Source organism: Actinacidiphila epipremni, from assembly GCF_012034175.1.
GTDB classification, from domain to species: domain Bacteria; phylum Actinomycetota; class Actinomycetes; order Streptomycetales; family Streptomycetaceae; genus Actinacidiphila; species Actinacidiphila epipremni.
On record NZ_JAATEJ010000002.1, the window covers coordinates 239,918 to 264,277 of the forward strand.

21 protein-coding genes are annotated in these 24,360 nt (G+C 73.1%); 14 read left to right on the forward strand and 7 right to left on the reverse strand.

Annotation, left to right across the window (positions count from 1 at the left end):
* The first annotated feature begins 21 nt into the window (after positions 1-21).
* Positions 22-612 carry a malonic semialdehyde reductase gene (locus tag HCN08_RS03870; protein WP_167981420.1) on the forward strand — a complete coding sequence of 197 codons (591 nt, stop codon included), beginning with the start codon at positions 22-24 and terminating at the stop codon, positions 610-612.
* Between the two features lie 38 nt (positions 613-650).
* Here HCN08_RS03870 and HCN08_RS03875 read toward each other — a convergent pair whose 3' ends face one another.
* A complete protein-coding gene (locus tag HCN08_RS03875; RefSeq protein WP_322974206.1) occupies positions 651-1,196 on the reverse strand; it encodes a DUF4245 domain-containing protein in 546 nt (181 codons plus the stop codon).
* A gap of 192 nt (positions 1,197-1,388) precedes the next feature.
* On the opposite strand from HCN08_RS03875, the gene glpX reads away from it, so the two are divergent.
* Positions 1,389-2,486: a class II fructose-bisphosphatase gene (gene glpX / locus HCN08_RS03880; RefSeq protein ID WP_167981422.1), complete on the forward strand. Its 1,098-nt coding sequence runs from the start codon at positions 1,389-1,391 to the stop codon at positions 2,484-2,486.
* Positions 2,487-2,651: 165 nt separating this feature from the next.
* On the opposite strand, the gene HCN08_RS03885 is transcribed toward glpX, so the two are convergent.
* Complete coding sequence (locus HCN08_RS03885; RefSeq protein WP_167981423.1) at positions 2,652-3,005, reverse strand: WhiB family transcriptional regulator; 354 nt, start codon at positions 3,003-3,005, stop codon at positions 2,652-2,654.
* Between the two features lie 310 nt (positions 3,006-3,315).
* Positions 3,316-4,065 (reverse strand): DUF1707 SHOCT-like domain-containing protein, encoded by a 750-nt coding sequence (locus HCN08_RS03890; RefSeq protein ID WP_407648659.1) that lies wholly within the window; start codon positions 4,063-4,065, stop codon positions 3,316-3,318.
* A 202-nt stretch (positions 4,066-4,267) separates the two neighbouring features.
* On the opposite strand from HCN08_RS03890, the gene HCN08_RS03895 reads away from it, so the two are divergent.
* The 11 genes from HCN08_RS03895 to HCN08_RS03945 all read left to right on the forward strand — a co-directional run bounded on the left by HCN08_RS03895 (position 4,268) and on the right by HCN08_RS03945 (position 18,019).
* On the forward strand, positions 4,268-5,923 hold the full coding sequence (locus tag HCN08_RS03895; protein ID WP_167981424.1) for a fumarate hydratase: 1,656 nt from the start codon (positions 4,268-4,270) through the stop codon (positions 5,921-5,923).
* Between the two features lie 153 nt (positions 5,924-6,076).
* On the forward strand, positions 6,077-6,970 hold the full coding sequence (locus tag HCN08_RS03900) for a YhjD/YihY/BrkB family envelope integrity protein (protein ID WP_167981425.1): 894 nt from the start codon (positions 6,077-6,079) through the stop codon (positions 6,968-6,970).
* Positions 6,971-7,096: 126 nt separating this feature from the next.
* On the forward strand, positions 7,097-8,482 hold the full coding sequence (locus tag HCN08_RS03905) for a class II fumarate hydratase (protein WP_167981426.1): 1,386 nt from the start codon (positions 7,097-7,099) through the stop codon (positions 8,480-8,482).
* 23 nt (positions 8,483-8,505) lie between these two features.
* On the forward strand, positions 8,506-9,219 hold the full coding sequence (gene fomD / locus HCN08_RS03910; protein WP_167981427.1) for a cytidylyl-2-hydroxypropylphosphonate hydrolase: 714 nt from the start codon (positions 8,506-8,508) through the stop codon (positions 9,217-9,219).
* A 310-nt stretch (positions 9,220-9,529) separates the two neighbouring features.
* Complete coding sequence (locus HCN08_RS03915) at positions 9,530-10,192, forward strand: class I SAM-dependent DNA methyltransferase (RefSeq protein WP_206318359.1); 663 nt, start codon at positions 9,530-9,532, stop codon at positions 10,190-10,192.
* A 145-nt stretch (positions 10,193-10,337) separates the two neighbouring features.
* Positions 10,338-12,482: an ATP-binding SpoIIE family protein phosphatase gene (locus tag HCN08_RS03920; RefSeq protein ID WP_322974207.1), complete on the forward strand. Its 2,145-nt coding sequence runs from the start codon at positions 10,338-10,340 to the stop codon at positions 12,480-12,482.
* Between the two features lie 470 nt (positions 12,483-12,952).
* Complete coding sequence (locus tag HCN08_RS03925) at positions 12,953-13,897, forward strand: SPFH domain-containing protein (protein ID WP_167981428.1); 945 nt, start codon at positions 12,953-12,955, stop codon at positions 13,895-13,897.
* A gap of 13 nt (positions 13,898-13,910) precedes the next feature.
* Positions 13,911-14,246, forward strand: a complete 336-nt coding sequence (locus tag HCN08_RS36410; protein ID WP_322974208.1) for a hypothetical protein — start codon at positions 13,911-13,913, stop codon at positions 14,244-14,246.
* A gap of 91 nt (positions 14,247-14,337) precedes the next feature.
* Positions 14,338-14,862: a PadR family transcriptional regulator gene (locus HCN08_RS03935; protein WP_167981429.1), complete on the forward strand. Its 525-nt coding sequence runs from the start codon at positions 14,338-14,340 to the stop codon at positions 14,860-14,862.
* Complete coding sequence (locus tag HCN08_RS03940) at positions 14,859-15,551, forward strand: ABC transporter ATP-binding protein (RefSeq protein WP_322974209.1); 693 nt, start codon at positions 14,859-14,861, stop codon at positions 15,549-15,551. Before HCN08_RS03935 ends, HCN08_RS03940 begins: the two co-directional genes overlap by 4 nt.
* A complete protein-coding gene (locus HCN08_RS03945) occupies positions 15,548-18,019 on the forward strand; it encodes an FtsX-like permease family protein (protein ID WP_240969745.1) in 2,472 nt (823 codons plus the stop codon). The genes HCN08_RS03940 and HCN08_RS03945 overlap by 4 nt, the downstream gene beginning before the upstream one ends.
* Positions 18,020-18,046: 27 nt before the next feature.
* On the opposite strand, the gene HCN08_RS03950 is transcribed toward HCN08_RS03945, so the two are convergent.
* The 4 genes from HCN08_RS03950 to HCN08_RS03965 all read right to left on the reverse strand — a co-directional run bounded on the left by HCN08_RS03950 (position 18,047) and on the right by HCN08_RS03965 (position 23,148).
* Complete coding sequence (locus HCN08_RS03950; protein ID WP_167981430.1) at positions 18,047-19,498, reverse strand: AI-2E family transporter; 1,452 nt, start codon at positions 19,496-19,498, stop codon at positions 18,047-18,049.
* A gap of 197 nt (positions 19,499-19,695) precedes the next feature.
* Complete coding sequence (locus tag HCN08_RS03955) at positions 19,696-20,376, reverse strand: aggregation-promoting factor C-terminal-like domain-containing protein (RefSeq protein ID WP_167981431.1); 681 nt, start codon at positions 20,374-20,376, stop codon at positions 19,696-19,698.
* Between the two features lie 482 nt (positions 20,377-20,858).
* Positions 20,859-22,178, reverse strand: coding sequence for a PhoH family protein (locus tag HCN08_RS03960; RefSeq protein ID WP_167981432.1), 1,320 nt, complete (start codon positions 22,176-22,178; stop codon positions 20,859-20,861).
* A gap of 208 nt (positions 22,179-22,386) precedes the next feature.
* Positions 22,387-23,148 carry an isoprenyl transferase gene (locus HCN08_RS03965; protein ID WP_167981433.1) on the reverse strand — a complete coding sequence of 254 codons (762 nt, stop codon included), beginning with the start codon at positions 23,146-23,148 and terminating at the stop codon, positions 22,387-22,389.
* A gap of 162 nt (positions 23,149-23,310) precedes the next feature.
* On the opposite strand from HCN08_RS03965, the gene mgrA reads away from it, so the two are divergent.
* Complete coding sequence (gene mgrA, locus HCN08_RS03970) at positions 23,311-24,354, forward strand: L-glyceraldehyde 3-phosphate reductase (protein ID WP_322974210.1); 1,044 nt, start codon at positions 23,311-23,313, stop codon at positions 24,352-24,354.
* The last annotated feature ends 6 nt before the right edge of the window (positions 24,355-24,360 follow it).

A 24,360-nucleotide genomic window follows, 5' to 3' on the forward strand; every position in this document is an offset into this window, starting at 1 on the left:
ACTCCCCCCAAGAGGTATTCCATGACGCTCGCGCTCGACCCCGCCGCCCAGGACCTGCTCTTCCGCGAGGCCCGCACCGCCAACACCTTCACCGACGAGCCGGTGACCGACGAGCAGGTCCAGGCGATCTACGACCTGGTCAAGTACGCCCCCACCGCCTTCAACCAGCAGCCGCTGCGGGTGGTCCTGGTCCGCTCCGCCGAGGGCCGGGCGCGCCTGGTGCAGCACATGGCCGGCGGCAACCAGCCCAAGACCTCGACCGCCCCGCTGGTGGCGATCCTGGCCGCGGACAACGAGTTCCACGAGGAGCTGCCGACCGTCTTCCCGGTCTACCCGCAGGCCAAGGACCTCTTCGCCGAGCGCCCGGTGCGCGAGAAGTCCGCGGCGCTGAACGCCGCCTTGCAGGTCGGCTACTTCATCATCGGCGTGCGCGCGGCGGGCCTGGCGGCCGGCCCGATGACCGGCTTCGACGCCGACGGCATCAACAAGGAGTTCTTCGCCGACGGCGCCCACTCGGTGCTGGCCGTGGTCAACATCGGCAAGCCCGGCGAGGACGCCTGGTTCCCGCGCAACCCGCGGCTGTCCTACGACGAGGTCGTCAGCACCGTCTGACCCCGCCGCACCCGGCGGTACCCCGCCGCCATCCCCCGCTACTGGCCGCCGCGCTCCTTGAGCGCCGCGGCCAGCTGCGTGATCTGGGCGTCCGTGCCGGTGCCGAGCACCACCGTGGTGGCCTTGGCGTCCTTGCGCACCAGCGCGGTGTAGCGGGCGCTCTTCCAGCGCTCCCACACCACCCCGCCCGCGCTGACCGTACGGTCCCCGTCCCGGTGCGCGTTGAGTGTGACATCGGCGATGAAGGCGGCGGAGTCCCCGTTGCTCTGCTCGACGCCGACGTACTGGTTCGCGGTGTTGACGAAGCCGAGGTGCCACACGACCTGGTGCGGGTCGGTCGCGTCGAAGGTGTCGGACGTGGCGGTCCACTCCTTGCCCAGCCCCTCGGGCGCGGCGACCGGGTAGGGCGCGTAGCGCCGGGCCTGCTGGAGCGAGGCGGTGTAGTCGACCTTCAGCGAGGCGACCGGTGAGGCCTTGGAGTCGTGCGGGATGAAGACGTAGATGACGGCGACGACGACGCCGAGCACCACCAGGGACAGGACCAGGTCCCGCACGGTCTTGTTGCCACGCTTGTCTGCTGCCACGCCCCTATCGTCCCCCATGCCCCACCGCGTCCCGACCGCCGGGTCCCCGCCATGGGCGTCCGTACGGCCATGTACGCGTCCCACGGCGTGAATCTGCTCATGTGACGAGCACACTGCTCATATAAGCGGGTACCCGATAAGGTCGCAGCACCCTCCATGACCGGCCGTCCTCGTACAGAAAGGTGCGCTGCGATGACCGAACAGCCCGAAGACCTCGATCACGTCGACCACAACACCCCCGCCCAGGCCCCGCACGAGGGCAACCACCAGCATCTGCCGCCCGCGCTGGAGGTGGCCCCCGAGGCCCCGGACCGCAACCTCGCGCTCGAACTCGTCCGGGTCACCGAGGCCGCCGCGATGGCGGCCGGGCGGTGGGTCGGGCGCGGCGACAAGAACGGCGCCGACGGCGCGGCCGTGCGGGCCATGCGCACGCTGGTGCACACCGTGTCGATGAACGGCGTCGTGGTGATCGGCGAGGGCGAGAAGGACGAGGCGCCGATGCTCTACAACGGGGAGCGGGTGGGCGACGGCACCGGTGCGGAGTGCGATGTCGCCGTGGACCCGGTGGACGGCACCACGCTGACCGCCAAGGGCATGCCCAACGCGGTGTCGGTGCTCGCGGTCGCCGAGCGCGGCACGATGTTCGACCCGTCGGCGGTCTTCTACATGGACAAGCTGGTGGCCGGGCCCGAGGCGGCGGAGTTCGTCGACATCACCGCGCCGCCGTCGGTCAACATCCGCCGGGTCGCCAAGGCCAAGGGCATCCCGGTGGAGAACGTCACGGTCGTGGTGCTGGACCGGCCGCGGCACGACGCGATCGTCAAGGAGATCCGGGAGACCGGCGCGCGGATCAAGTTCATCGCGGACGGCGACGTGGCCGGCGCGATCATGGCGGTACGCGAGGGCACCGGCGTGGACCTGCTGCTGGGCATCGGCGGCACGCCCGAGGGCATCATCGCGGCCTGCGCGGTGGCGTGCCTGGGCGGCGTCATCCAGGGCAGGCTGTGGCCGAAGGACGAGGCCGAACGGCGCCGGGCGCTGGACGCCGGGCACGACCTGGACCGGGTGCTGACGACGTCGGACCTGGTCAGCGGGGAGAACGTCTTCTTCGTAGCGACCGGCGTGACCGACGGCGAGCTGCTGCGCGGGGTGCGCTACCGGCGGGAGACGGCGATGACGTCGTCGCTGGTGATGCGGTCGCGGTCCGGGACGATCCGGCAGATCGACTCCGAGCACCGGCTGTCGAAGCTGCGGGCGTACAGCGCGATCGACTTCGACCGGGCGCGCTGAGGCCGGGCGCGCCGAGAGCGGTGCGCTGACGCCGGGTGCGCCGGGACCCGGCGCGCTGAGGCCGGGCGCCGCGCCCGCGACCGCCGCACGCACCTCCTGCCCGGACCCGGCCGCACCCGGGTCCCGGGCCCGGTGGGCTCCCGGGCAGGACGTGCGCCGCGGCGGTCAGCCCGCGACGGCTATCTGCGGGGCCGGGCGCTGCAGTTCGACCTCGCGGCGGCGTCTGCGGGCGAGCACCACCCGGCGCTCGGCGGCGGTCATGCCGCCCCACACTCCGTACGGCTCGGGCTGCGCGAGCGCGTGCTCGCGGCAGGCGAGCATCACCGGGCAGCGGGCGCACACGCGCTTGGCCGCTTCTTCGCGGGCCAGCCGGGCGGCGGTGGGCTCCTTCGACGGGGCGAAGAACAGCCCGGCCTCGTCGCTGCGGCATGCCGCGTCCGAGTGCCAGGGCCCGCCAAGATCGCGTGGATGACCTGGTGGAGTGGCCGGGTCCGTGACGGGCTCGATCGGTTGAAGCACGGGAAACTCCTGACGACGGCTCGTGTCTGCCACGCTGGCCCGCGCCGACTGCTCCCCGTGCGCAGCGTGCGGCAGCGGCAGCGCGGCGGCGTGTCCCGTTCCCCTACCCGCTGTACGCGACTTCATGCGCACCGTGTTCACCTGTGGACAGTCACTGACACCCCCGCTGACCTGCGCTTGGCGTGAACACGCACCACTCGTGGCGTACACACGCACCACAAGACCACTCACGCACCACACTTCACCGGCCCGCGCGGAGCCCCCGGAGGGCCCTGAAGAGCCTTGGGGGGGCGCGTCCCGGCGGGGCGCCTCAGGCCTGCTTCTTCGTCCAGTCCTTGATGCGCTTGCCCCGCTTGGCCTTGGCCTCGACACCGCCCCAGAAGGCGAGTCCGTCGATACGGACCACGGGCGCGCCGGGGTCGGCGGATTCGTACGCCCGGACGTCGGAGCCGCCCATGATGCCGATGACGCCGCCGCCGCGCAGCGTCACGTTCTCCGGCAGCTTGATGCTGACGCCGCCCATGATGGCGGTGCAGTGGATGACCAACTCCGGTGCGGTGAAGGTGGCTTCGGAAAGGTCGATCTCGACGCCGCCCATGATGGCCACCGCGGTGATCTTGTGGCCGACCCGCCAGCGGCCCTTGCGCTCGGCGCCGCCGAGGATGCCGACCAGGTTGGGGTTCTCGCCGCCGCCGTCGGTCGGGTAGCCGCGCGGGGTGGGCGCGGCGGCCGGGGCGGACGCGTTGCCGGCCGGCAGGTCCCGTACCAGCGGCTCCAGTTCGCCCATGGTCTTGGCCGCGTAGAGCCGGTCCAGGCGCTCGGAGTGCTCGGCGGCGTCGAGCCGGCCCTCGGCCAGGGCCTCGCGCAGGATGTCGGCGACCCGGTCGCGGTCGGCGTCCGAGGCGCGCAGGCCGGCACCGGGCGCCCCCGGCACGGGAGCCGCGGGGGCCACGGGGGCCGCCGGCGCGGGAGCCGCGGGGGCCGCCACGGCCGGCTCCGCCGGGCGCCGTTCGGGCTCGGCGGGCGCTTGCGCGGGCTTCTGGAGCTGGGATTCGTCCACGCCTCAACGGTACACAGACGCGATAGATCGCGACCACCCCGGGAACGGCCGGAGCCGACCCCCATCCGCCCCCTAGGGGACGCGGCCTCCGGGGGGCCGCCGCCTCCGGGATGAGCCGGACCTCACAGGCGGCGGAGCCGGCGGACGCTTCTATGCTGGAGGGCGCTTCAGCGACGACGCAGCCGAGTGAGGAATGCCCCTTATGCCCGAGTTCGAATATACGGATCTGCTCCCTCTCGGCGAGGACACCACCCCCTACCGCCTTCTGACCAGCGAGGGCGTGAGCACCTTCGAGGCCGGCGGGCGCACTTTCCTGTCCGTCGCGCCCGAGGCGCTGCGGCTGCTCGCCGCCGAGGCGATGCACGACATCTCGCACTACCTGCGCCCCGCCCACCTCGCCCAGCTGCGCCGTATCCTCGACGACCCCGAGGCGAGCGCCAACGACCGCTTCGTGGCGCTGGACCTGCTCAAGAACGCCAACATCGCGGCGGCCGGCGTGCTCCCGATGTGCCAGGACACCGGCACCGCGATCGTCATGGGCAAGCGCGGCCAGCAGGTGCTGACCGAGGGCGGCGACGAGGCGGCCCTGTCGCGGGGCATCTACGATGCCTACACCAAGCTCAACCTGCGCTACTCGCAGATGGCGCCGCTGACGATGTGGGACGAGAAGAACACCGGCTCCAACCTGCCCGCGCAGATCGAGCTGTACGCGACCGACGGCGGCGCGTACAAGTTCCTCTTCATGGCCAAGGGCGGCGGCAGCGCCAACAAGTCCTTCCTCTACCAGGAGACCAAGGCGGTCCTCAACGAGGCGTCGATGATGCGCTTCCTGGAGGAGAAGATCCGCTCGCTGGGCACCGCGGCCTGCCCGCCGTACCACCTGGCGATCGTGGTGGGCGGCACCAGCGCGGAGTTCGCCCTCAAGACCGCGAAGTACGCCTCCGCGCACTACCTGGACGAGCTGCCCGCGCAAGGGTCGGCGGCCGGCAACGGCTTCCGGGACAAGGAGCTGGAGCAGAAGGTCTTCGAGCTGACGCAGAGGATCGGCATCGGGGCGCAGTTCGGCGGCAAGTACTTCTGCCACGACGTGCGGGTGGTGCGGCTGCCGCGGCACGGCGCGTCCTGCCCGGTGGCGATCGCGGTGTCCTGCTCGGCCGACCGGCAGGCGCTCGCGAAGATCACCGCGGAGGGCGTCTTCCTGGAGCAGCTGGAGACCGACCCGGCGCGCTTCCTGCCCGAGACCACCGACGAGCACCTCAACGAGGACGTGGTCCGTATCGACCTCAACCGGCCGATGGACGAGATCCGCGCGGAGCTGACCAAATACCCCGTCAAGACCCGGCTGTCGCTGACCGGTCCGCTGGTCGTCGCGCGCGACATCGCGCACGCCAAGATCAAGGAGCGGCTGGACGCGGGCGAGGGCATGCCGCAGTACCTGCGCGACCACGCCGTCTACTACGCGGGCCCCGCCAAGACGCCCGAGGGCTACGCGTCCGGCTCCTTCGGCCCGACCACGGCCGGCCGGATGGACGCGTACGTCGAGCAGTTCCAGGCGGCGGGCGGCTCCTTCGTGATGCTCGCCAAGGGCAACCGCTCCCGGCAGGTCACCGACGCGTGCGCCGCGCACGGCGGCTTCTACCTCGGCTCGATCGGCGGCCCGGCGGCCCGGCTGGCGCAGGACTGCATCAAGAAGGTCGAGGTGCTCGAATACGCCGAGCTCGGCATGGAAGCGGTGTGGAAGATCGAGGTCGAGGACTTCCCGGCGTTCGTCGTCGTCGACGACAAGGGAAACGACTTCTTCACCGACCCGGCCCCCGCCCCGACCTTCACCACGATCCCGGTGCGTCAAGGCGCCTGACGGGTTGCGTTCATGTACGCGATGCTGACCGGCCGTCAACTCCGGCTCTGGCGTTCCCCAAACGGGGCGTAAGGGGTGGTGGGGGCGGCCGAGTTGCGCTGCGGGCGGGCGGGCCGGTATCCACAGCGAAGACGCTGGGGAGGGTGGTGCGCCATGGCCGGTCTGACGAACACGGTTCGCAGGTCCGCGGGTGGACGGTTGTGGAAGCAGGCCACGCACATCGAGCTGATGCACCGTTCGATGGGTTTCGCCGCGCTGGGCTTCGTGACGCTCATGCCGCTGCTGGTGGTGGTCGCCGCCGCCACGCCGTGGGAGCACCGGCCGGGCTTCGCGCAGTGGGTCGTGGACGGCATGGGTCTTGACCCGGACGGCGCGCACCGGCTGCGGACGCTCTTCGCGGCGCCCCGGACCGTGCTGAGCGCCACCAGCGCGTGGAGCCTGGCGTCGCTGGCGTACTTCGGGCTGTCCTTCGTGGCGAGCGTGGAGACCGGCTACCGCAAGATCTGGGACCAGCCGTCCGGGCCCTGGCACCGCGACTGGCGGCGCACGGTGTGGCTGGCGGTGCTGACCGCGTATCTGTTCAGCGAGTCGCAGAGCGCCGCCGCCATGGGCAGCGGCCTGGCCGAGCGCGGCGCCCGTATCGCGGTGACCTTCGTGCTCGGGGTGTGCTTCTTCGCGTGGGGCCAGAGCTTCCTGCTGTACGGGGCGGTCCGCTTCCGCACCGCGCTGCCGGGGGCGGTCTTCACGATGCTGGGCCTGGCGGGGCTGCGGGTCTTCTCGCAGCTGTTCTTCGCCGGGCTGATGGTCAGCAACGGCGACGCGTACGGCCCGGTCGGCACCGTGCTGACGGTCGTGACGTGGCTGGTGGGCGTCGGCTTCGTGGTCTTCGGGGGCGCGCTGCTGGGCCGGCACCTGCGGGACGTGCGCATCCTGCGGCGCGGCGCGGAGATCCCCCGGCCGCGGCAGGAGGGCTGGCTGGAGGACCCGGAGGAGGCCGTGCCCGGCGTGCGGTGGCGCTCAGACGGCGCGGGCGGCGCGATCGACTGACGCCGGGCCGGTGGGCGGGCCCGCGCGACCCCGCGCGCCCCCCTGAGCCGCCGGTGATCCGCCGGTGATCCGCCCGGCGGGCCCGGCGAGGGGAACAAAGCCCCGCCGCGGGGCACTGTTATAGGTATGGACGACTACCGGGTCGAGCACGACTCCATGGGCGAGGTCAGGGTGCCCGCCGCCGCGAAATGGCGGGCGCAGACGCAGCGGGCGGTGGAGAACTTCCCGATCTCCGGCCGCCCGCTGGAGAGAGCCCACATCGAGGCGCTGGCCCGGATCAAGGCCGCCGCGGCCAAGGTGAACGCGGCGCTCGGCGTGCTGGACAAGGACGTGGCCGAGGCGATCGCCGAGGCCGCCGAGGAGGTCGCGGCCGGCCGCCACGACGAGCACTTCCCGGTGGACGTCTTCCAGACCGGCTCGGGCACCTCGTCCAACATGAACGCCAACGAGGTCATCGCGACGCTCGCCGCCGAGCGGCTGGGCCGCCCGGTGCACCCCAACGACGACGTCAACGCCAGCCAGTCCTCCAACGACGTCTTTCCCTCCTCGCTGCACATCGCCGCGACCGCCGCCGTGACCGGCGACCTGATCCCGGCGCTCACCCGGCTGGCGGAATCCCTGGAGCGCAAGTCCGTCGAGTTCGCCGACGTGGTGAAGTCCGGGCGCACCCATCTGATGGACGCCACGCCCGTCACCCTCGGCCAGGAGTTCGGCGGGTACGCGGCGCAGGTGCGCTACGGCATCGAGCGGCTCGGCGCGTCGCTGCCGCGGCTGGCGGAGCTGCCACTGGGCGGCACGGCGGTCGGCACCGGCATCAACACCCCGCCCGGCTTCGCCGCCGCGGTGATCGCCGAGGTCGCCCGCAGCACCGGGCTGCCGCTGACCGAGGCGCGCGACCACTTCGAGGCGCAGGGCGCCCGGGACGGCGTCGTGGAGACCTCCGGGCAACTGCGGACCATCGCGGTGGGCCTGACGAAGATCGCCAACGACCTGCGCTGGATGGCCTCGGGCCCGCGGACGGGCCTGGCCGAGATCGCGCTGCCGGACCTCCAGCCCGGCTCGTCGATCATGCCGGGCAAGGTCAACCCGGTCGTGCCGGAGGCGGTGCTGATGGTGGCCGCGCAGGTGATCGGCAACGACACGACGGTCACGGTCGCGGGCGCGGCCGGCAACTTCGAGCTCAACGTGATGCTGCCGGTCATCGCGCGCAACGTGCTGGAGTCGGTGCGGCTGCTGGCGAACGTCAGCCGGCTGCTGGCCGACCGCACGATCGACGGCATCACCGCGAACGCCGAACGGGCCCGCGAGTACGCCGAGTCCTCGCCGTCCGTCGTCACCCCGCTGAACAGGTACATCGGCTACGAGGAGGCCGCGAAGGTCGCCAAGCGGGCGCTCGCCGAGCGCATCACGATCCGGCAAGCCGTCCTGGACGGCGGCTACGTCGAGCGCGGGCTGCTGACGGAGCGGCAGCTCGACGACGCACTCGACGTGTTGCGTATGACCCGCCCGTGACGTGTGATCCGTAAGCTCTGTTCATGACAGCCCGAACCGAGACGGGGGCAGCGGCCCCGGCAGGAGACCCGCAAAGGCGGTTCTGGACGCCCGGCGACCATGTGCTGTGGCGCTACCGCGGCAACGGCACGGACGAGGTGCACATCGCCCGCCCGGTCACCGTGGTGCGCGACGACGAGGACCTGCTCGCGGTGTGGATGGCGCCCGGCACCGACGTGGTGCGGCCGGTGATCGCGGACGGCACCCCGGTGCACCGCGAGCCGCTGCAGACCCGGTACGTCAAGCCGCGCTCCACGCGGGTGGAGAAGTGGTGGGGCGCCGGGGTGCTCAAACTCGCCCGTCCGGGTGAGCCGTGGTCGGTATGGCTGTTCTGGGACCAGGACTGGCGGTTCCGCAACTGGTACGTGAACCTGGAGGAGCCGCTGCGCCGCTGGTCCGGCGGGGTGGACTCGGTCGACCACTTCCTGGACATCGCGGTGCGCCAGGACCGCAGCTGGCGCTGGCTGGACGAGGACGAGTTCGCGCAGGCGCAGTCCGACGGGCTGATGCCGCCGGCGCTGGCCGCCCGGGTGCGGCGCGACGGGCGGCGCGCGGTGGCGGCGATCACCGCCTGGGGCCCGCCGTTCAGCGACGGCTGGCCGGACTGGCGGCCCGACCCGCGCTGGCCGGTGCCGGCGCTGCCGGCCGACTGGGGCCGGCGCGCCCCGGACGTCCGGCGGGCGAGACGATCCGCCTGAACCCCTTGTTGCGCCCCGGACCGGCAACCGTAGGATCGGTGTCGCGTTGCATCGCACAAACGTCGATCACGGCCTAGAGTTTGACGCCGCGTCACCGGTGCGCCCGGTGGACGCCGGGCCCCGTAAGGCCCCGCGCCCGTACCACCGGACGGCCCGGCAGCACCGCGTCACCAGCGAAGCCAGCGAACAGCAGCAGCAGTCAGGGAGGCCCTGGACAGTGGGAACCGGCGGCGACGAGCGCGAGGGGCCAGACGGTCCGAGCGGTCTTGACGGGCTGGACGTGCCGGGCGGCTTCGACGAGCCCGGCGACCTGGACGTCCCGGCCGACCCCCGGCCGTGGGGCCGGCAGGAGCAGGCCGCGGCGTTCGACGCGATCGGCGACCGCTACGACGAGGCCTTCCCGACCAAGCAGAGCCAGCTGGCGGCCGGCGACTGGCTGGCCGCCGCGCTGCCGCCGGCCTCCCGGGTGCTGGACCTCGGCTGCGGCACGGGCGTGCCGACCGCCCGCCGGCTGGTGGACGCCGGCCACCACGTCACCGGCGTCGACCTGTCCGCCGGGATGCTGGAGCTGGCCAGGGCGAATGTGCCGGAGGGCGAGTTCGTGCAGGCCGACATCGCCGACCTGCCGCCCGGGCCGCCGCTGGAGCCGGGCTCCTTCGCCGGTGTCGCGGCCTTCTTCTCGCTGCTGATGCTGCGCCGCTCCGAGATCCCGCCGGCGCTGCGGGCGGTGCACGAGCTGCTGGCGCCCGGCGGGCTGCTGGCGCTGTCGATGGTCGAGGCCGACGTGGACGACGTGCCGATCCCGTTCCTCGGGCACACCATCCGGGTATCGGGTTATCTACGTGATGACCTGCGGCAGATCGTCACGGATGCGGGCTTCGAGGTGATCAAGGAGGATGCGTACGCGTACGCGCCGGCGAGTACGGACGTGCCGCCCGAGCAGCAGCTCTACCTCTGCTGCCGGCGCGTGTGACCCCGTACGCGCGACCAGGACGCCCCCGGGTCACCGGCACGCACACCGGCAACGTCAGCACGACCGCAGGTAGGAACGCAGACACCGATCAGGCCCGAGCCCGCCGCGGCCAGCGCGTGGCGCACAGACGGATGGAAAGACTCGCGTGACCACGGACCCGCCCCGCCCACCGCGGCGACCCGCCGCGCCTGCGCCGGACCCGCGCGGCGGCTACAGCCTGCCGGACAAGCCGGCCGACGACGCGACGGAACCGCTGCCCGAGCCGCTGCCCGAGCCGATCGACCCGGCCGCGGACCCGGCGGCCGGCGCCCCGGGCCGCCCGTGGCCCGCGCCGCCCGCGCCGGGAGGCGCCCGCGACCACGACCGGCTCGCCCCCGGTGACCCGCGCGCCGCCGGAGCGGGTACGGGCGCCGGCACCGGCGCCGAGCCGCCCGTACCGCCGCGGCCGGGCGACGAGGCGCTGGGCGCGTATCTGAGCACGCCCCCGCGCGGCACGCCCGTCGAGGCCGCCGGGCACCCCGCGGACGAGGAGTCGGCCGGAATGCGTATCCCGATGCCCGCGCAGACCGGCCCGGAGGCCGACCGGCTGCGGTACGTCGGCGCCGCGACCCGGCGCATCGCGCGCGGTGTCGACCTCGACGAGATCCTGCTGGGCCTGTGCCGCTCGGCGGTGCCGGCCTTCGCCGACGCGATCCTGGTCTACCTGCGCGAGCCGCTGCCGGTCGGCGACGAGCGCCCGTCCGGCCCGCTGCGGCTGCGGCTGCGCCGCTCCGACGGCGGCCTGGAGGGCCCCTCGGAGCCCGACGACGACGCGCCGGTGGGCGCGGCCCCGCTGCTGCCGGCGCTGGTGCCGAGCATGGAGCCGCCGTACGGCGGGGTGGGCAGCGACTCGATCGGCGTGCTGCTGGACGGGCCGCTCGCCGAGGTGCTGCGCGGGGTGCGGCCGGTGTTCGCCGACTCGCTGCGGGCCGCCGACGCGCTCGCGGAGCTGCTGGGCTTCCCCGAGGACCTGATCGGCCTGCCCACCGGGCGGCGGGCGCTGCTCGCGCCGCTGCGGGGGCGGCGCCGGGTGATCGGCGCGGCGGTGCTGCTGCGGCGCGCCGAGCGGGCGCCGTTCGAGTCCGACGACCTGCTGGTGGCCGCGCAACTGGCCACGCACACCGCGCTGGGCGTCGACAAGGCGGTGCTGTACGGGCGCGAGGCGTACATCGCCGACGCGCTCCAGCGCGAGATGCTGCCCGACTCGCTGCCGCAGCCCACCGGGGTGCAGCTGGCCAGCCGCTACCTGCCGGCGGCGGAGTCCGCGCGGGTCGGCGGCGACTGGTACGACGCGATCCCGCTGCCCGGCAGCCGGGTCGCGCTGGTCGTCGGCGACGTCATGGGCCACTCCATGACCTCGGCGGCGATCATGGGCCAGCTCCGTACCACCGTGCAGACCCTCGCGGGCCTGGACCTGGCGCCGCAGGAGGTGCTCTACCACCTCGACGAGCAGGCCCAGCGGCTCGGCCAGGACCGGATGGCCACCTGCGTCTACGCCGTCTACGACCCCATCGCGCACCGGCTGGTCGTGGCCAACGCCGGGCATCCGCCGCCGGTGCTGCTGCACGCCGACGGGCTCGCGGAGGTGCTGCGGGTGCCGCCGGGCGCGCCGATCGGCGTCGGCGGGGTGCCCTTCGAGGCCGTCGAGCTGCCGGCGCCGGCCGGGGCGACGCTGCTGCTCTACACCGACGGGCTCGTCGAGTCGCGCTCGCGGGACGTGTGGGGCGGCATCGAGCTGCTGCGGGAGCGGCTGCACGACGCGGCGTCCGTGGTCTCGCCGCCGCCGCTGGAGCCGCTGTGCGACGAGGTGCTGGAGATCCTGGGGCCCGGCGACCGGGACGACGACATCGCGCTGCTGGCGGCCCGCTTCGACGGGATCGCGCCGAGCGACGTGGCGTACTGGTTCCTGGAGCCGCAGCCGCAGACCCCTGGCCGGGCCCGCCGCCTGGTGCGGCAGGCGCTGCGCCGCTGGGACCTGGACGACCAGCTGGAGGCGGCCGAGCTGCTGGTGAGCGAGATCGTCACCAACGCGGTGCGGTACGCCGAGCGCCCCATCACGCTGCGGCTGCTGCGTACCGACGTGCTGCGCTGCGAGGTCGGCGACGACGCGCCGCTGCTCCCGCGGATGCGGCACGCCGCCCCGGAGGAGGAGGGTGGCCGCGGCCTCTACCTCGTCAACCGCATGGCCCAGCGCTGGGGCGCGACCCGGCTGGGCGCGGGCAAGGTCGTGTGGTTCGAGCTGCCGCTTTGATTGCCGCCGGCTCGCCTCCGGGGGCTTCTATCCGGTGTCGACGGTCGACCATGCTCGGTTCCTCGTTCCTCGGAACCTCCGCGTGCTCTCCCTTTCGACACCGGCGCCCCCTTTGGCTCGCCGGCTACAGGGCGTGCGGGGGTACCCGGGGTCGGCCGGGTACGCGTCATGCGAGGCGCCCCAGCTCGCCGGCTACAGGGCGTGCGGGGGGACCCGAACGCGGTCGGCCGCGGGGCGTATGAGGGCGTGCGGGTCGCTGGGAGGGGGGAACTTGGGGTGCCTGGGGGTGGGTGGGGTGGGACGGTGGGGGTGAGGTTTCCGCCCGCAAGGACGCAGCCCCGGGGACACGTGCTGACGCCCCGTGCCTCGGGGTTGCACTGCGTCCGGGTGGTCCGCGGCATGGCCGTCGTTGCTTAAATGTGCTATCACTTTGATAGAGCCGCACCGACCACCGCACCCAGGGGGAAGCCATGTCCCAGCCAGGACCCGCCGCCAACGACGCCGACGTACCCGTCATGCCCGCACCGCGTGTGCACGAGCGCCGCGCGCTCGGTATGCCGGGGCTGCCCTTCCTGCTGCTCGCCCTGCTGGTCGTGGCCGGCGGGGTCGTGCTCATCGCGGTCGGCGGCTCGATCGTCGACGACCACGGCGGTGCGGGCGGCGGGCTGATCGCCGCGGGGATCGCGGTGATCGTCGTCGCGCTCGTCATGCTCTTCGGCCTGACGCAGGTCGCCCCCGGCCAGGCCCGGGTGTGCCAGCTCTTCGGGCGGTACCAGGGCACGATCCGGCAGGACGGGCTGCGCTGGGTCAACCCCTTCACCAGCCGCCGGAAGATCTCCACCCGGCTGCGCAACCACGAGACCGCGGTGCTGAAGGTCAACGACGCCTACGGCAACCCGATCGAGCTCGCGGCGGTCGTGGTGTGGCAGGTCGCGGACACCGCGCAGGCGGTCTTCGAGGTCGACAACTACGTGACCTTCGTCGGCATCCAGACCGACACCGCGGTACGGCACATCGCGACCGAGTACCCGTACGACGCGCACGACGAGGAGACGCTGTCGCTGCGCGGCAACGCCGGTGACATCACCGAGCGGCTGTCCACCGAGATCGCGGCGCGGGTCGCGTCGGCCGGCGTGAAGATCATCGAGTCCCGCTTCACCCATCTGGCGTACGCGCCGGAGATCGCCTCGGCGATGCTGCAACGGCAGCAGGCGGGTGCGATCGTCGCCGCGCGGCAGACCATCGTGGACGGCGCGGTCGGCATGGTCGAGTCGGCGCTGTCGCGGATCGCCGAGCAGGACATCGTCGAGCTCGACGAGGAGCGCAAGGCGAGCATGGTGAGCAATCTGCTGGTGGTGCTCTGCGGCGACCGCGCCGCCCAGCCGGTGCTCAACACCGGGACCCTCTACCAGTGACGGAGCCGCAGACGTGACGGATCCCGGCCGGGCGCCCCGCGCGGCGGACCCGGAGACCGCCGGCCCGGACGTCGGCGAGGGCGCGGAGGACGCCGCGGGCGGCGCGGGCGGCGGGCGGCGGGCGCGGCAGGGGCGCAAGCAGGTGCTGCTGCGGCTCGACCCCGCCGTCCACGACGCGCTCGCGGCCTGGGCGGCGGCGGAGCTGCGCAGCACCAACGCGCAGATCGAGTTCCTGCTGCGGCGGGCCCTGGCGGACGCCGGGCGGCTGCCGTCCGCGGCCCGCCCGATCCCGCGCCGGGGCCGGCCGCCCCGCGCGGACCGGACGGCCGAGCCGCCCCCCACTTCCTAGCCACGTGCCCTGACCTGCGGAAAGGCCAGCACGCGGCCTTATGCACGGTGCGTATACACACGATGTATACGCATCGTGTAGTGTGCCTCGCATGTCAATCGGCCACACCCTGCTCGGGCTCCTGGAGTCCGGCCCGCGCCACGGCTACGACCTCAAGCGCGCCTTCGACGAACGCTTCGGACACGACCGGCCCCTCGCATACGGGCAGGTCTACTCGACCATGGCCCGGCTGCTGAAGAACGGGCTGGTCGAGGTGGACGGCATCGAGCCCGGCGGCGGGCCCGAGCGCAAGCGCTACGCCATCACCGACGCCGGCGTCACCGATGTCGCGGGCTGGCTGGCCACGCCGGAGAAGCCCGAGCCGTACCTCCAGACGACCCTCTACACCAAGGTCGTGCTCGCCCTGCTGACCGGCCGCTCGGCCGCCGAGCTGCTGGACACTCAGCGCGCCGAGCACCTGCGGCTGATGCGCGAGCTGACCCGCCGCAAGTCCGGCGGCGACCTCGCCGACCAGCTCATCTGCGATCACGCGCTCTTCCACCTGGAGGCGGACCTGCGCTGGCTGGAGCTGACCGCGGCCCGGCTGGACCAGCTCGCCGCGCAGGTGACCCGGTGACCGGGGCCGCGGCCGAGCCGCTGCTGGTCGCCCGGGACCTGCGCAAGTCCTTCGGCCGCACATGCGCGCTGGACGGCGCGGAGATGTCGGTACGGGCCGGTGAGGTCGTCGCCGTCATGGGCCCGTCCGGGTCGGGCAAGTCCACGCTGCTGCACTGCCTGGCCGGCATCGTCACACCGGACGCCGGCGAGGTCCGCTACCGCGGGGACCGGCTGTCGGCGATGTCGGACGGCGCGCGCAGCGCCCTGCGGCGTACCGACTTCGGCTTCGTCTTCCAGTTCGGGCAGCTGGTGCCGGAGCTGACCTGCCTGGAGAACGTGGCGATGCCGCTGCGGCTGGCCGGCCGGCGGCGCAGGGACGCCGAGGCGGAGGCCGCGCGCTGGCTGGAGCGGCTGGAGGTCGCCGAGCTGGCCGGGCAGCGGCCCGGGGAGGTCTCCGGCGGGCAGGGGCAGAGGGTCGCGGTGGCGCGGGCGCTGGTCGGCGGGCCGCGGGTGGTCTTCGCCGACGAGCCGACCGGCGCGCTGGACTCGCTCAACGGCGAGCGGGTGATGCGGCTGCTGACCGAGGCCGCGCACGACACCGGCGCCGCCGTCGTCCTGGTCACCCATGAGGCGCGGGTGGCCGCGTACTCCGACCGGGAGATCGTCGTGCGGGACGGGAAGTCGCGCGACCTGGAGCACACCTCATGACGCCGCAGGCCCCGCGGGGCGGGCCGTTCGCCGGCTTCGACGCGGTCGCCGGGGGCCGGACGACCACCGGCCGGCCGGGCGGCCCGCCGCCGGGGCCCGAGCAGCGCGCGGGCGTACGGGTGTGGGCGCGCGATCTGCTGATGGGCGCGCGGTTCGCGGCCGGCGGCGGGCGCGAGGGCTGGCTGCGCACCGGGCTGACCGCGGTGGGCGTCGGGCTCGGGGTGGCGCTGCTGCTGCTCGCCGCGGCCGTGCCGGCGATGATGCACACCCGCGACCAGCGCCGGGTGGCCCGCGACACGATCTCCGTCGGCGAGCAGCCCAAGCCCACCGACGCCACCTTCCTGCTCGCCGAGGACCGCACCGTCTTCCACGGCGAGGACATCACCGGCGTCCTGCTGCAACCCGACGGCCCGGCGATGAAGCCGCCGCCGGGGGTCGCGAAGGTGCCGGCGCCGGGGCAGATGGTGGCCTCGCCGGCCCTGCAGAAGCTGCTGAGGTCGGCGCCGCTGCTGCGCGAGCGCATCCCGTACACGATCACCGGCACGATCGGGCACGCCGGGCTGACCGGGCCGTCCGACCTGTACTACTACGCCGGCAGCGACCAGCTCGTGACCTACGACGACGCCGGGCGGAACGGCAACGCGTACCGCATGGCCGGCTTCGGGCACCACAGCAACTCCGAGGTGCAGGGGCCGGTGTTCGACCTGCTGCTGGTGATCGTGCTGGTGGTGCTGCTGCTGCCGGTCGCCGTCTTCGTCGCGACCGCGGTACGGCTCGGCGGTGAGCGCCGGGACCGGCGGCTGGCCGCGCTGCGGCTGGTCGGCGCGGACGTGCACAGCACCCGGCGGATCGCGGCCGGTGAGGCGCTGCTGGGCGCGCTGTTCGGGGTGCTGCTCGGCGGGGTGTTCTTCCTGGCGGCCCGGCAGTTCGCCGGGCACGTCACCATCAGGGACATCTCCGCCTACCCCTCCGACATGACGCCCGACCCCGCGCTGACCGTGCTGATCGCGCTCGCGGTGCCGGTCGCGGCGGTCGCCGTGACGCTCTTCAGCCTGCGCCGCACCGTCATCGAACCGCTCGGCGTGGTGCGGCAGGGCCTCGGCCGGCGGCGCCGGCTGTGGTGGCGGCTGGCCTTCCCGGCGGCCGGACTCGCCCTGCTGGCACCGCTGTTCGGCACCGTGAAGGGCGACCGGCACGTCAACGAGACGCAGGTCGCGACCGGCACCGTACTGCTGCTGATCGGGGTCGCGGCGGTGCTGCCGTGGCTGGTGGAGAGCGCGGTGGGGCGGCTGCGCGGCGGCCCCGTGCCGTGGCAGCTCGCCGTGCGCCGGCTGCAGCTCGGCAGCGGGGCCGCCGGGCGGATGGTCAGCGGGGTCGCGGTGGCCGTGGCGGGCGCCATCGCGCTGCAGATGCTCTTCACCGCCGTAGACCAGGACTTCACCACCGGCACCGGCGCCGACCCCGCGCGGGCGCAGGTGGAGGTCTACGGCTCGCACACCACCGTCGAGCGGACCCGGCAGCAGATCGCGGAACTGACCGCGACCAAGGGCGTGACGAAGGTCGTCGGCTACACCAGCGCCGAGGCCAACCGGCCGGACGCCGCCACCCTCAGCGGTGACGCCCTCGAAGCGACGGGCGTGCCGGTGGTCGTCGGCGACTGCGCGAGCCTGCGCGAGCTCGCGGCGATCGGCACCTGCGGGCCCTCCAGCGTCTTCCTGGTGCCGCCGCACGGCAGCGACGGCGAACGCGCCCGCGGCTACCTGAGGCCCGGCGCCCGGCTGGACCTCAACACCGACTACACCGACCACTACACGGGCACCCCGCAGCTGTGGACGATCCCGCCGGGCACCCCGACGGTGCCGGCCCGGGTCGACCTGATGGGCGGCTGGACATGGGGCGTCTTCGCCGCCCCCGGCGCCGTCGACGGCAGCCGGCTGTCCGACCCGGACGCGCAGATCTACGTCAGCGTCGACAAGCGCACACCGGACGCGGTCGAGTACGTGCGCAACACCGCGGCGACCTTCGGCGTGAACACCTACGCCTCGGACGTCTACGGCACCACCACGAAAGCCAGCTTCACCCAGCTGCGGCGCGGGCTGTTCGCGGGTGCGGCGCTCACCATGGTGCTGATCGGCGCGAGCCTGCTGGTGTCCATGCTGGAGCAGCTGCGCGACCGCAAGAAGCTGCTGGCCGTGCTGGTGGCCTTCGGGACGCAGCGCAGCGCCCTGGTGTGGTCGGTGCTGTGGCAGACCGCGGTCCCGGTCGTCCTCGGGCTGCTGCTGGCCGCGGGCGGCGGGATCGGCCTCGGCGCGGCGCTGCTGGCCATGGTCGACCGCCCGTTCCGGATGGACTGGTCGGGCGTGGCGTCCATGTCGGCGATCGGCGCGGCCGTCGTCCTCGGCGTGACGCTGCTGAGCCTGCCGCCGCTGTGGCGCCTGATGCGCCCGGACGGCCTGCGCACCGAATAGCCCCGCCGCACCGGCCGGGGCCCGGCCCTATACGGGGTCGGGCTCCGGCGCGGACTCCGGCGCCGGCTCCGGGGCGCGCTCGGCGGCCGACGCCGGGGCGGGGGCCGGCGCCGACTCGCCTATTTCCGGGGCCGGTTCGGGCACGTAGGCGGCCGAGGCGGCGGCGCGGTCGCGGGCGAAGGCGCGCAGATACCCCACGGCGGTGTTGCTCACCGCGACCAGCGGGACCGCGACGACCGCGCCGCCGATGCCGGCCACCAGCGAACCGGCGGCCACCGACAGCACCACCGCCAGCGGGTGCACGCGCACCGCCCGGCCCAGGATGAAGGGCTGCAGGACATGCCCCTCGATCTGCTGGACGGCGAGCACCACGAGCAGCACCAGCAGCGCGGTGAACGGGCCCTCGGTGACCAGCGCGACGACCACCGCGATGAAGCCGGACGCCACCGCGCCGACCAGCGGCACGAACGACGACAGGAAGATCACCACGGCGAGCGGCACCGCCATCGGCACCCCGAGGAAGAAGATGCCGATACCGATGCATATGGCGTCGATCATCGCGACGATGACCGTGCCGCGCACATACAGCGTCAGCGTCCGCCAGGCGCGCGGGCCGGCGCCCGCCAGGCCCTCGCGGGCGGCCTCGGGGAACAGCTTGAGCACCCAGTTCCAGATGTTGGGGCCGTCGTAGAGCAGGAACAGCGTGCTGAACATCGCCAGCAGCACACCGGTCAGCAGGTCGACGACGACGGTGACGCCTTCGAGGCCGGCGTTGGTCAGCGCCTTGGAGTTGGAGCCGATCGCGTCGCTCAGATTCTTCGCGACGTTGTTGATCTGGTCGTCGGTGACATGGAAGGGGCTGTTGAGCAGCCACTTCTTGCCCTCGGCGACACCGTCCTGGAGGCTGCTGGAGAGGTTGTCGACGTTGTCCATCACCTGCCAGACGACAAACCAGCCGACCAGGCCCATGATGATGAAGCCGCCGACGAAGACCATCGCGGTGGCGAGCCCGCGCGGCACGCCGTGCCGCTTGAGGCGGGCCACGAACGGCTGGAGCAGCGCGGTGATGAGCAGCGCCGCGGCGAAGGCCAGCACCACCAGCCGCACCGCGCCGATGACGCGCATCAGCACCCACACCGTCCCGGCCAGGATCAGCAGCCGCCAGCCGACCTCGGCGGCGACCCGCATGCTCCACGGCACGACCGCCGCCGGGTCGGTCGGCGGCGCGGCGCGCTGGGCGGGGACGGCCGGCTTGGCGGCGACCGGCGCCGCGGCCGGCGCGGGCTCCTGCGACACGGCGTCAGGAGGCGCCGCCTCGGCGGCCGGTGCGGTGCCGGGGACGGGGTGCAGGACCGGGTCGGCGACGGCGCCCTCGGGGTGGTCGCGCGCGGTGATCCTGGCGTGCCGCTCCTCCAGCCGGCCGGCCAGCCCGGCCAGACCCGCCGCGAGCGCGGTACTCCAGTGGCGCTTGTCGGGCATCGCTCGTTCCGCCCCCCTCGACCCGCCGTCGCCGGGCCCTTCGATGTGGATCCGCTGTGCAGGACGACGGTACCTGTCGTACGGGTTGCCTCCGCGCGGTTATCCACACCCGTCCGGGGGACGCGCACGGCATCGACCCCCGAACCGTACCCGGTCCGGGGGTCGCAGGTCGTACGCGGCCGACTTGCCGTGGCGGCCTAGTAGTAGTGGTTGACCTGCCAGAAGGACCACGCGCCGCACGGGCTGCCGTAGCGCGAGTTCATGTATTTCAGGCCCCACTTGATCTGGGTGGCCGGGTTGGTGCGCCAGTCGGCGCCCACGGAGGCCATCTTGGAGCCGGGCAGGGCCTGGACGAGGCCGTACGCGCCGGAGGAGGCGTTGCTGGCGGTGTAGCGCCAGCCGCTCTCGTGGTCGACGATGTTGGAGAAGCAGGTGAACTGGGCCTCGCCCACGATCTGCTTGGCCATCGCCTTGACCTCGGCGATCGTGTAGGACGGCTGGACCGGGAAGGACGCGTTGGCGTCGCCCTGCCCGGAAGCGGCGAGCTTCTTCAGCCGCTCCTTCTCCGCCGCCGCGTCCGCGGCCTTCTTCTTGGCCGCGGCGTCCTTGGCCGCCTGCATGCGGGCCTGCTGCTCCGCGCTCTGCCTGGCAGTGGCGTCAGCGGCGTCCGACTGCGCCTGCACCTGCTCAGTCAACGACGCCTGCTGGACCTGCTGTCCGACAGGGATGTCCGCGAGGAGGGTCGTCGTCCCGGCGGCTTCGACGGGCTCGGTGGCCGCGCCCTTCTCCGCACCCGACGCGACACCTACGACAGCGCCCACAGTGGTGACCGCAGTGGCAGACGCCACCGCGAATCCCCGGACCGAGATCCGGCTCACACGGTTTCCTTCCGGCATCGCCCGCTTGGTGACCGCACGGGCGAAATCGTGCCCCTGGCGCTGCCCCCCTGCTCCGGTCCGCCGTACGGGCCGGTCGGTCACGGGGGTACTGGCCCGGTGCGAAGTCCGGTGGGGATTCCGCGTGGTGCTCGGGCGGCTCATGGCGGTCGTTGTTGACTTGTCTGGGTGGTGCGACCCGTTCCCCGAGGGGTACGGGCATGCCATGAGCGGGGCCTGACAGCCTCACACCCTGCCGTACGGGGACGCCGCGCGGCAATTTCCGGTTGAGTGGCAAAGTTCACATCAGCCGGTGCGGGCTAATCAGCGGCTTTCGCGGCCGGAAAACGCTAGGCTGCTGCGCCCCTTCCACGGGGCGCAGCAGCCTCAAATCGTCTCAGTTGTCGGTAAATCCGGACATCGCGCCGGATTGCGCCGGAGCACGCCGGGCGTCACGCCGGAGCACGCCGGAGCGCGCCGGGCGCTCAGCCGACGCCGTCCTCCAGCATCTCCGTCACCAGCGCGGCGATCGGGGACCGTTCGGAACGGGTGAGCGTCACATGGGCGAACAGCGGGTGCCCCTTGAGCTTCTCCACCACCGCGACCACGCCGTCGTACCGCCCCACCCGCAGGTTGTCGCGCTGCGCCACGTCGTGCGTCAGGACGACGCGCGAGCCGGCGCCGATCCGGGACAGCACCGTCAGCAGCACGTTGCGCTCCAGGGACTGCGCCTCGTCGACGATCACGAACGCGTCGTGCAGCGAACGGCCGCGGATGTGGGTGAGCGGCAGCACCTCCAGCATGCCGCGCGCCACGACCTCCTCGATGACCTCCTTGGACGTCACCGCCGACAGCGTGTCGAAGACGGCCTGCGACCACGGGCTCATCTTCTCCGCCTCGGTGCCGGGCAGATAGCCCAGCTCCTGCCCGCCCACCGCGTACAGCGGCCGGAAGACCATCACCTTGCGGTGCTGGCGGCGCTCCAGGACCGCCTCCAGGCCCGCGCACAACGCCAGCGCCGACTTGCCGGTGCCGGCCCGGCCGCCCATCGACACGATGCCGACCTCGGGGTCCAGCAGCAGGTCCAGCGCGATGCGCTGCTCGGCGCTGCGGCCGTGGATGCCGAACGCCTCGCGGTCGCCGCGCACCAGCTTCACCCGCCCGTCGGCGGTCACCCGGCCGAGTGCCTTGCCGCGCTCGGACTGGAGCACCAGGCCGGTGTGCACCGGCAGGTCCGCCGCCTCGGGGAGGTCGACCGACTCCTGCGCGAAGAGGGTGTCCACGTCCTCGGCGCCCACCGCGAGCTCGGCCATGCCCGTCCAGCCGGACGTGATGGCCAGCTCCGCGCGGTACTCCTCGGCCAGCAGGCCGACCGACGACGCCTTGACCCGCAGCGGCAGGTCCTTGGAGACGACCGTGACGTCGTACCCTTCCGCCTGCAGGTTGCGGGCGACCGCCAGGATGCGCGAGTCGTTGTCGCCGAGCCGGAAGCCCGCGGGCAGCACCCCGGGGTCCGAGTGGTTGAGCTCGACGCGGAGCGTGCCGCCGACCTCGCCGATCGGCAGGGGCGCGTCGAGCCGCCCGTACCTGATCCGCATCTCGTCGAGCAGCCGCAGCGCCTGGCGGGCGAAGTAGCCCAGCTCAGGGTGGTGGCGCTTGGCCTCCAACTCCGTCACCACGACGACCGGGAGCACGACCTCGTGCTCGTCGAAGCGGGTGAAGGCATTGGGGTCGGCGAGCAGCACGCTGGTGTCGAGTACGTACGTGCGCCGGTCGTGAACACGGCGATTCTTGCTGGTCACCACGTGTGGACGAACCCCCTCGGGGAGAGGTGAGGCTGCAATCCGGCAGCCGTGGGCCGGATGCCGGTCTGCCAGTGGTATGCCCTGGAATTCCGTTACCCATGCGGCTGCATATGACAGTCATCCGACGGTCATGATCCGGTCACCGCCCGCTCACCGGCCCCGGGCCGGCGTCGGTCCCGGCTCCGGGCCGGCACCCATCTGGGGGGTGTCACGCTCCGTAGCGGCGATGGCGGGCGGCGTAGTCGCGCAGCGCCCGCAGGAAGTCCACCTTGCGGAAGGCGGGCCAGAAGACCTCGCAGAAGTAGTACTCCGAATGGGCGCTCTGCCACAGCATGAAGCCGGACAGCCGCTGCTCGCCCGAGGTGCGGATGACCAGGTCCGGGTCGGGCTGGCCGCGCGTGTAGAGGTGCTCGGCGATGTGCTCGACGTCCAGGATCTCGGCCAGGTCCTCGATCGACGTGCCGCGGCTCGCGTGCTCGTACAGCAGCGAGCGCACCGCGTCGGCGATCTCCTGCCGGCCGCCATAGCCGACCGCCACGTTGACCAGCAGTCCGTCGATGCCGTGGGTGTCCTGCTCGGCCTCCTTGAGCACCGCCTGCGTACGGTCGGGCAGCAGGTCCATCGTGCCCACGTGGTGCACCCGCCAGCGGCCGGTCGCCGCGAGGTTCGCGACCGCGTCCTCGATGATGCCCAGCAGCGGGACGATCTCCTCCTGCGGGCGGTCGAAGTTGTCGGTGGAGAGCATCCACAGGGTGACGACCTCGACCCCGGTCTCCTCGCACCAGCTCAGCATCTCGGCGATCTTGTCGGCGCCGGCCTGGTGGCCCTGCGCCGCGGTGCTGCCGGCCGCCTTCGCCCAGCGGCGGTTCCCGTCCAGGATCACGCCGATGTGCTTGGGGACCTGGTCCTCGTCAAGCCGGCGCTCCACCCTGCGGGAGTACAGCCCGTACACCAGATCGCGCAGATTCATCGCGTACCAGCCCCTCCTGCGCTCGGTCGCCGGCGCCAGGGTACTGCCCGAAAGGCCGTCCGGACGAACCGGGGCGCGGCGCGGCCCGCACCCCGGCGCGGCTCGCTCACGGTGCGCCTGCCACGTAGTAAGCGGTTCAACCGCCCGTGATAGGGAGGAACCGTGAACATCAGAAACCTCTACCGCGCCGCCGAAGAGCGCTACGCCGCCATGGAGTACCGCCGCACCGGCCGCAGCGGGCTCAAGCTGCCCGCGATCTCGCTGGGCCTGTGGCACAACTTCGGCGACGACCGCACGCTCGACTCGCAGCGCGCGATCCTCCGCCGGGCCTTCGACCTCGGCGTGACGCACTTCGACCTGGCCAACAACTACGGCCCGCCCTATGGCGCGGCCGAGGCCAATTTCGGCACCCTCTTCGCGCAGGATTTCCGGCCCTACCGCGACGAGCTGGTCATCTCCACCAAGGCCGGCTACGACATGTGGCCCGGGCCGTACGGCGAATGGGGCAGCCGCAAGTACCTGCTGGCCTCGCTCGACCAGTCGCTGGGCCGGATGGGCCTGGACTACGTCGACATCTTCTACTCCCACCGGTACGACCCGGACACCCCGCTGGAGGAGACGATGGGCGCGCTGGCGTCCGCCGTCCAGCAGGGCAAGGCGCTCTACGTCGGCATCTCCTCGTACGGCCCGGAGCGCACCCGGGAGGCCGCGCGCATCCTGCGCGAGCTGGGCGTGCCCGCGCTCATCCACCAGCCGTCGTACTCGATGATCAACCGCTGGATCGAGGACGAGGGCCTGCTGGACGTCCTGGAGGCGGAGGGCATGGGCTGCATCGGCTTTGTGCCGCTCGCCCAGGGCCTGCTGACCGACCGCTACCTCGGCGGCATCCCCGAGGGCTCGCGCGCCGCGCAGGGCAAGTCGCTGAACCCCGCGCTGGTCAACGACGAGACCGTCGCGCGGCTGCGGGCGCTCAACGACGTCGCCGCCGGGCGCGGCCAGTCGCTGGCCCAGCTGGCGCTGTCGTGGGTGCTGCGGGACCCGCGGGTGACCTCGGCGCTCATCGGCGCGTCGTCGGTGGCGCAGCTGGAGGCGAACGTCGCGGCGGTGGGAGCGGCGCCGCTCACCGCGGAGGAGCTGGCCGAGATCGACCGGCACGCCGTGGAGCCGGCGGGCGTCAACCTCTGGTCGGTGAGCAGCGAGGCGTGAGCCTTG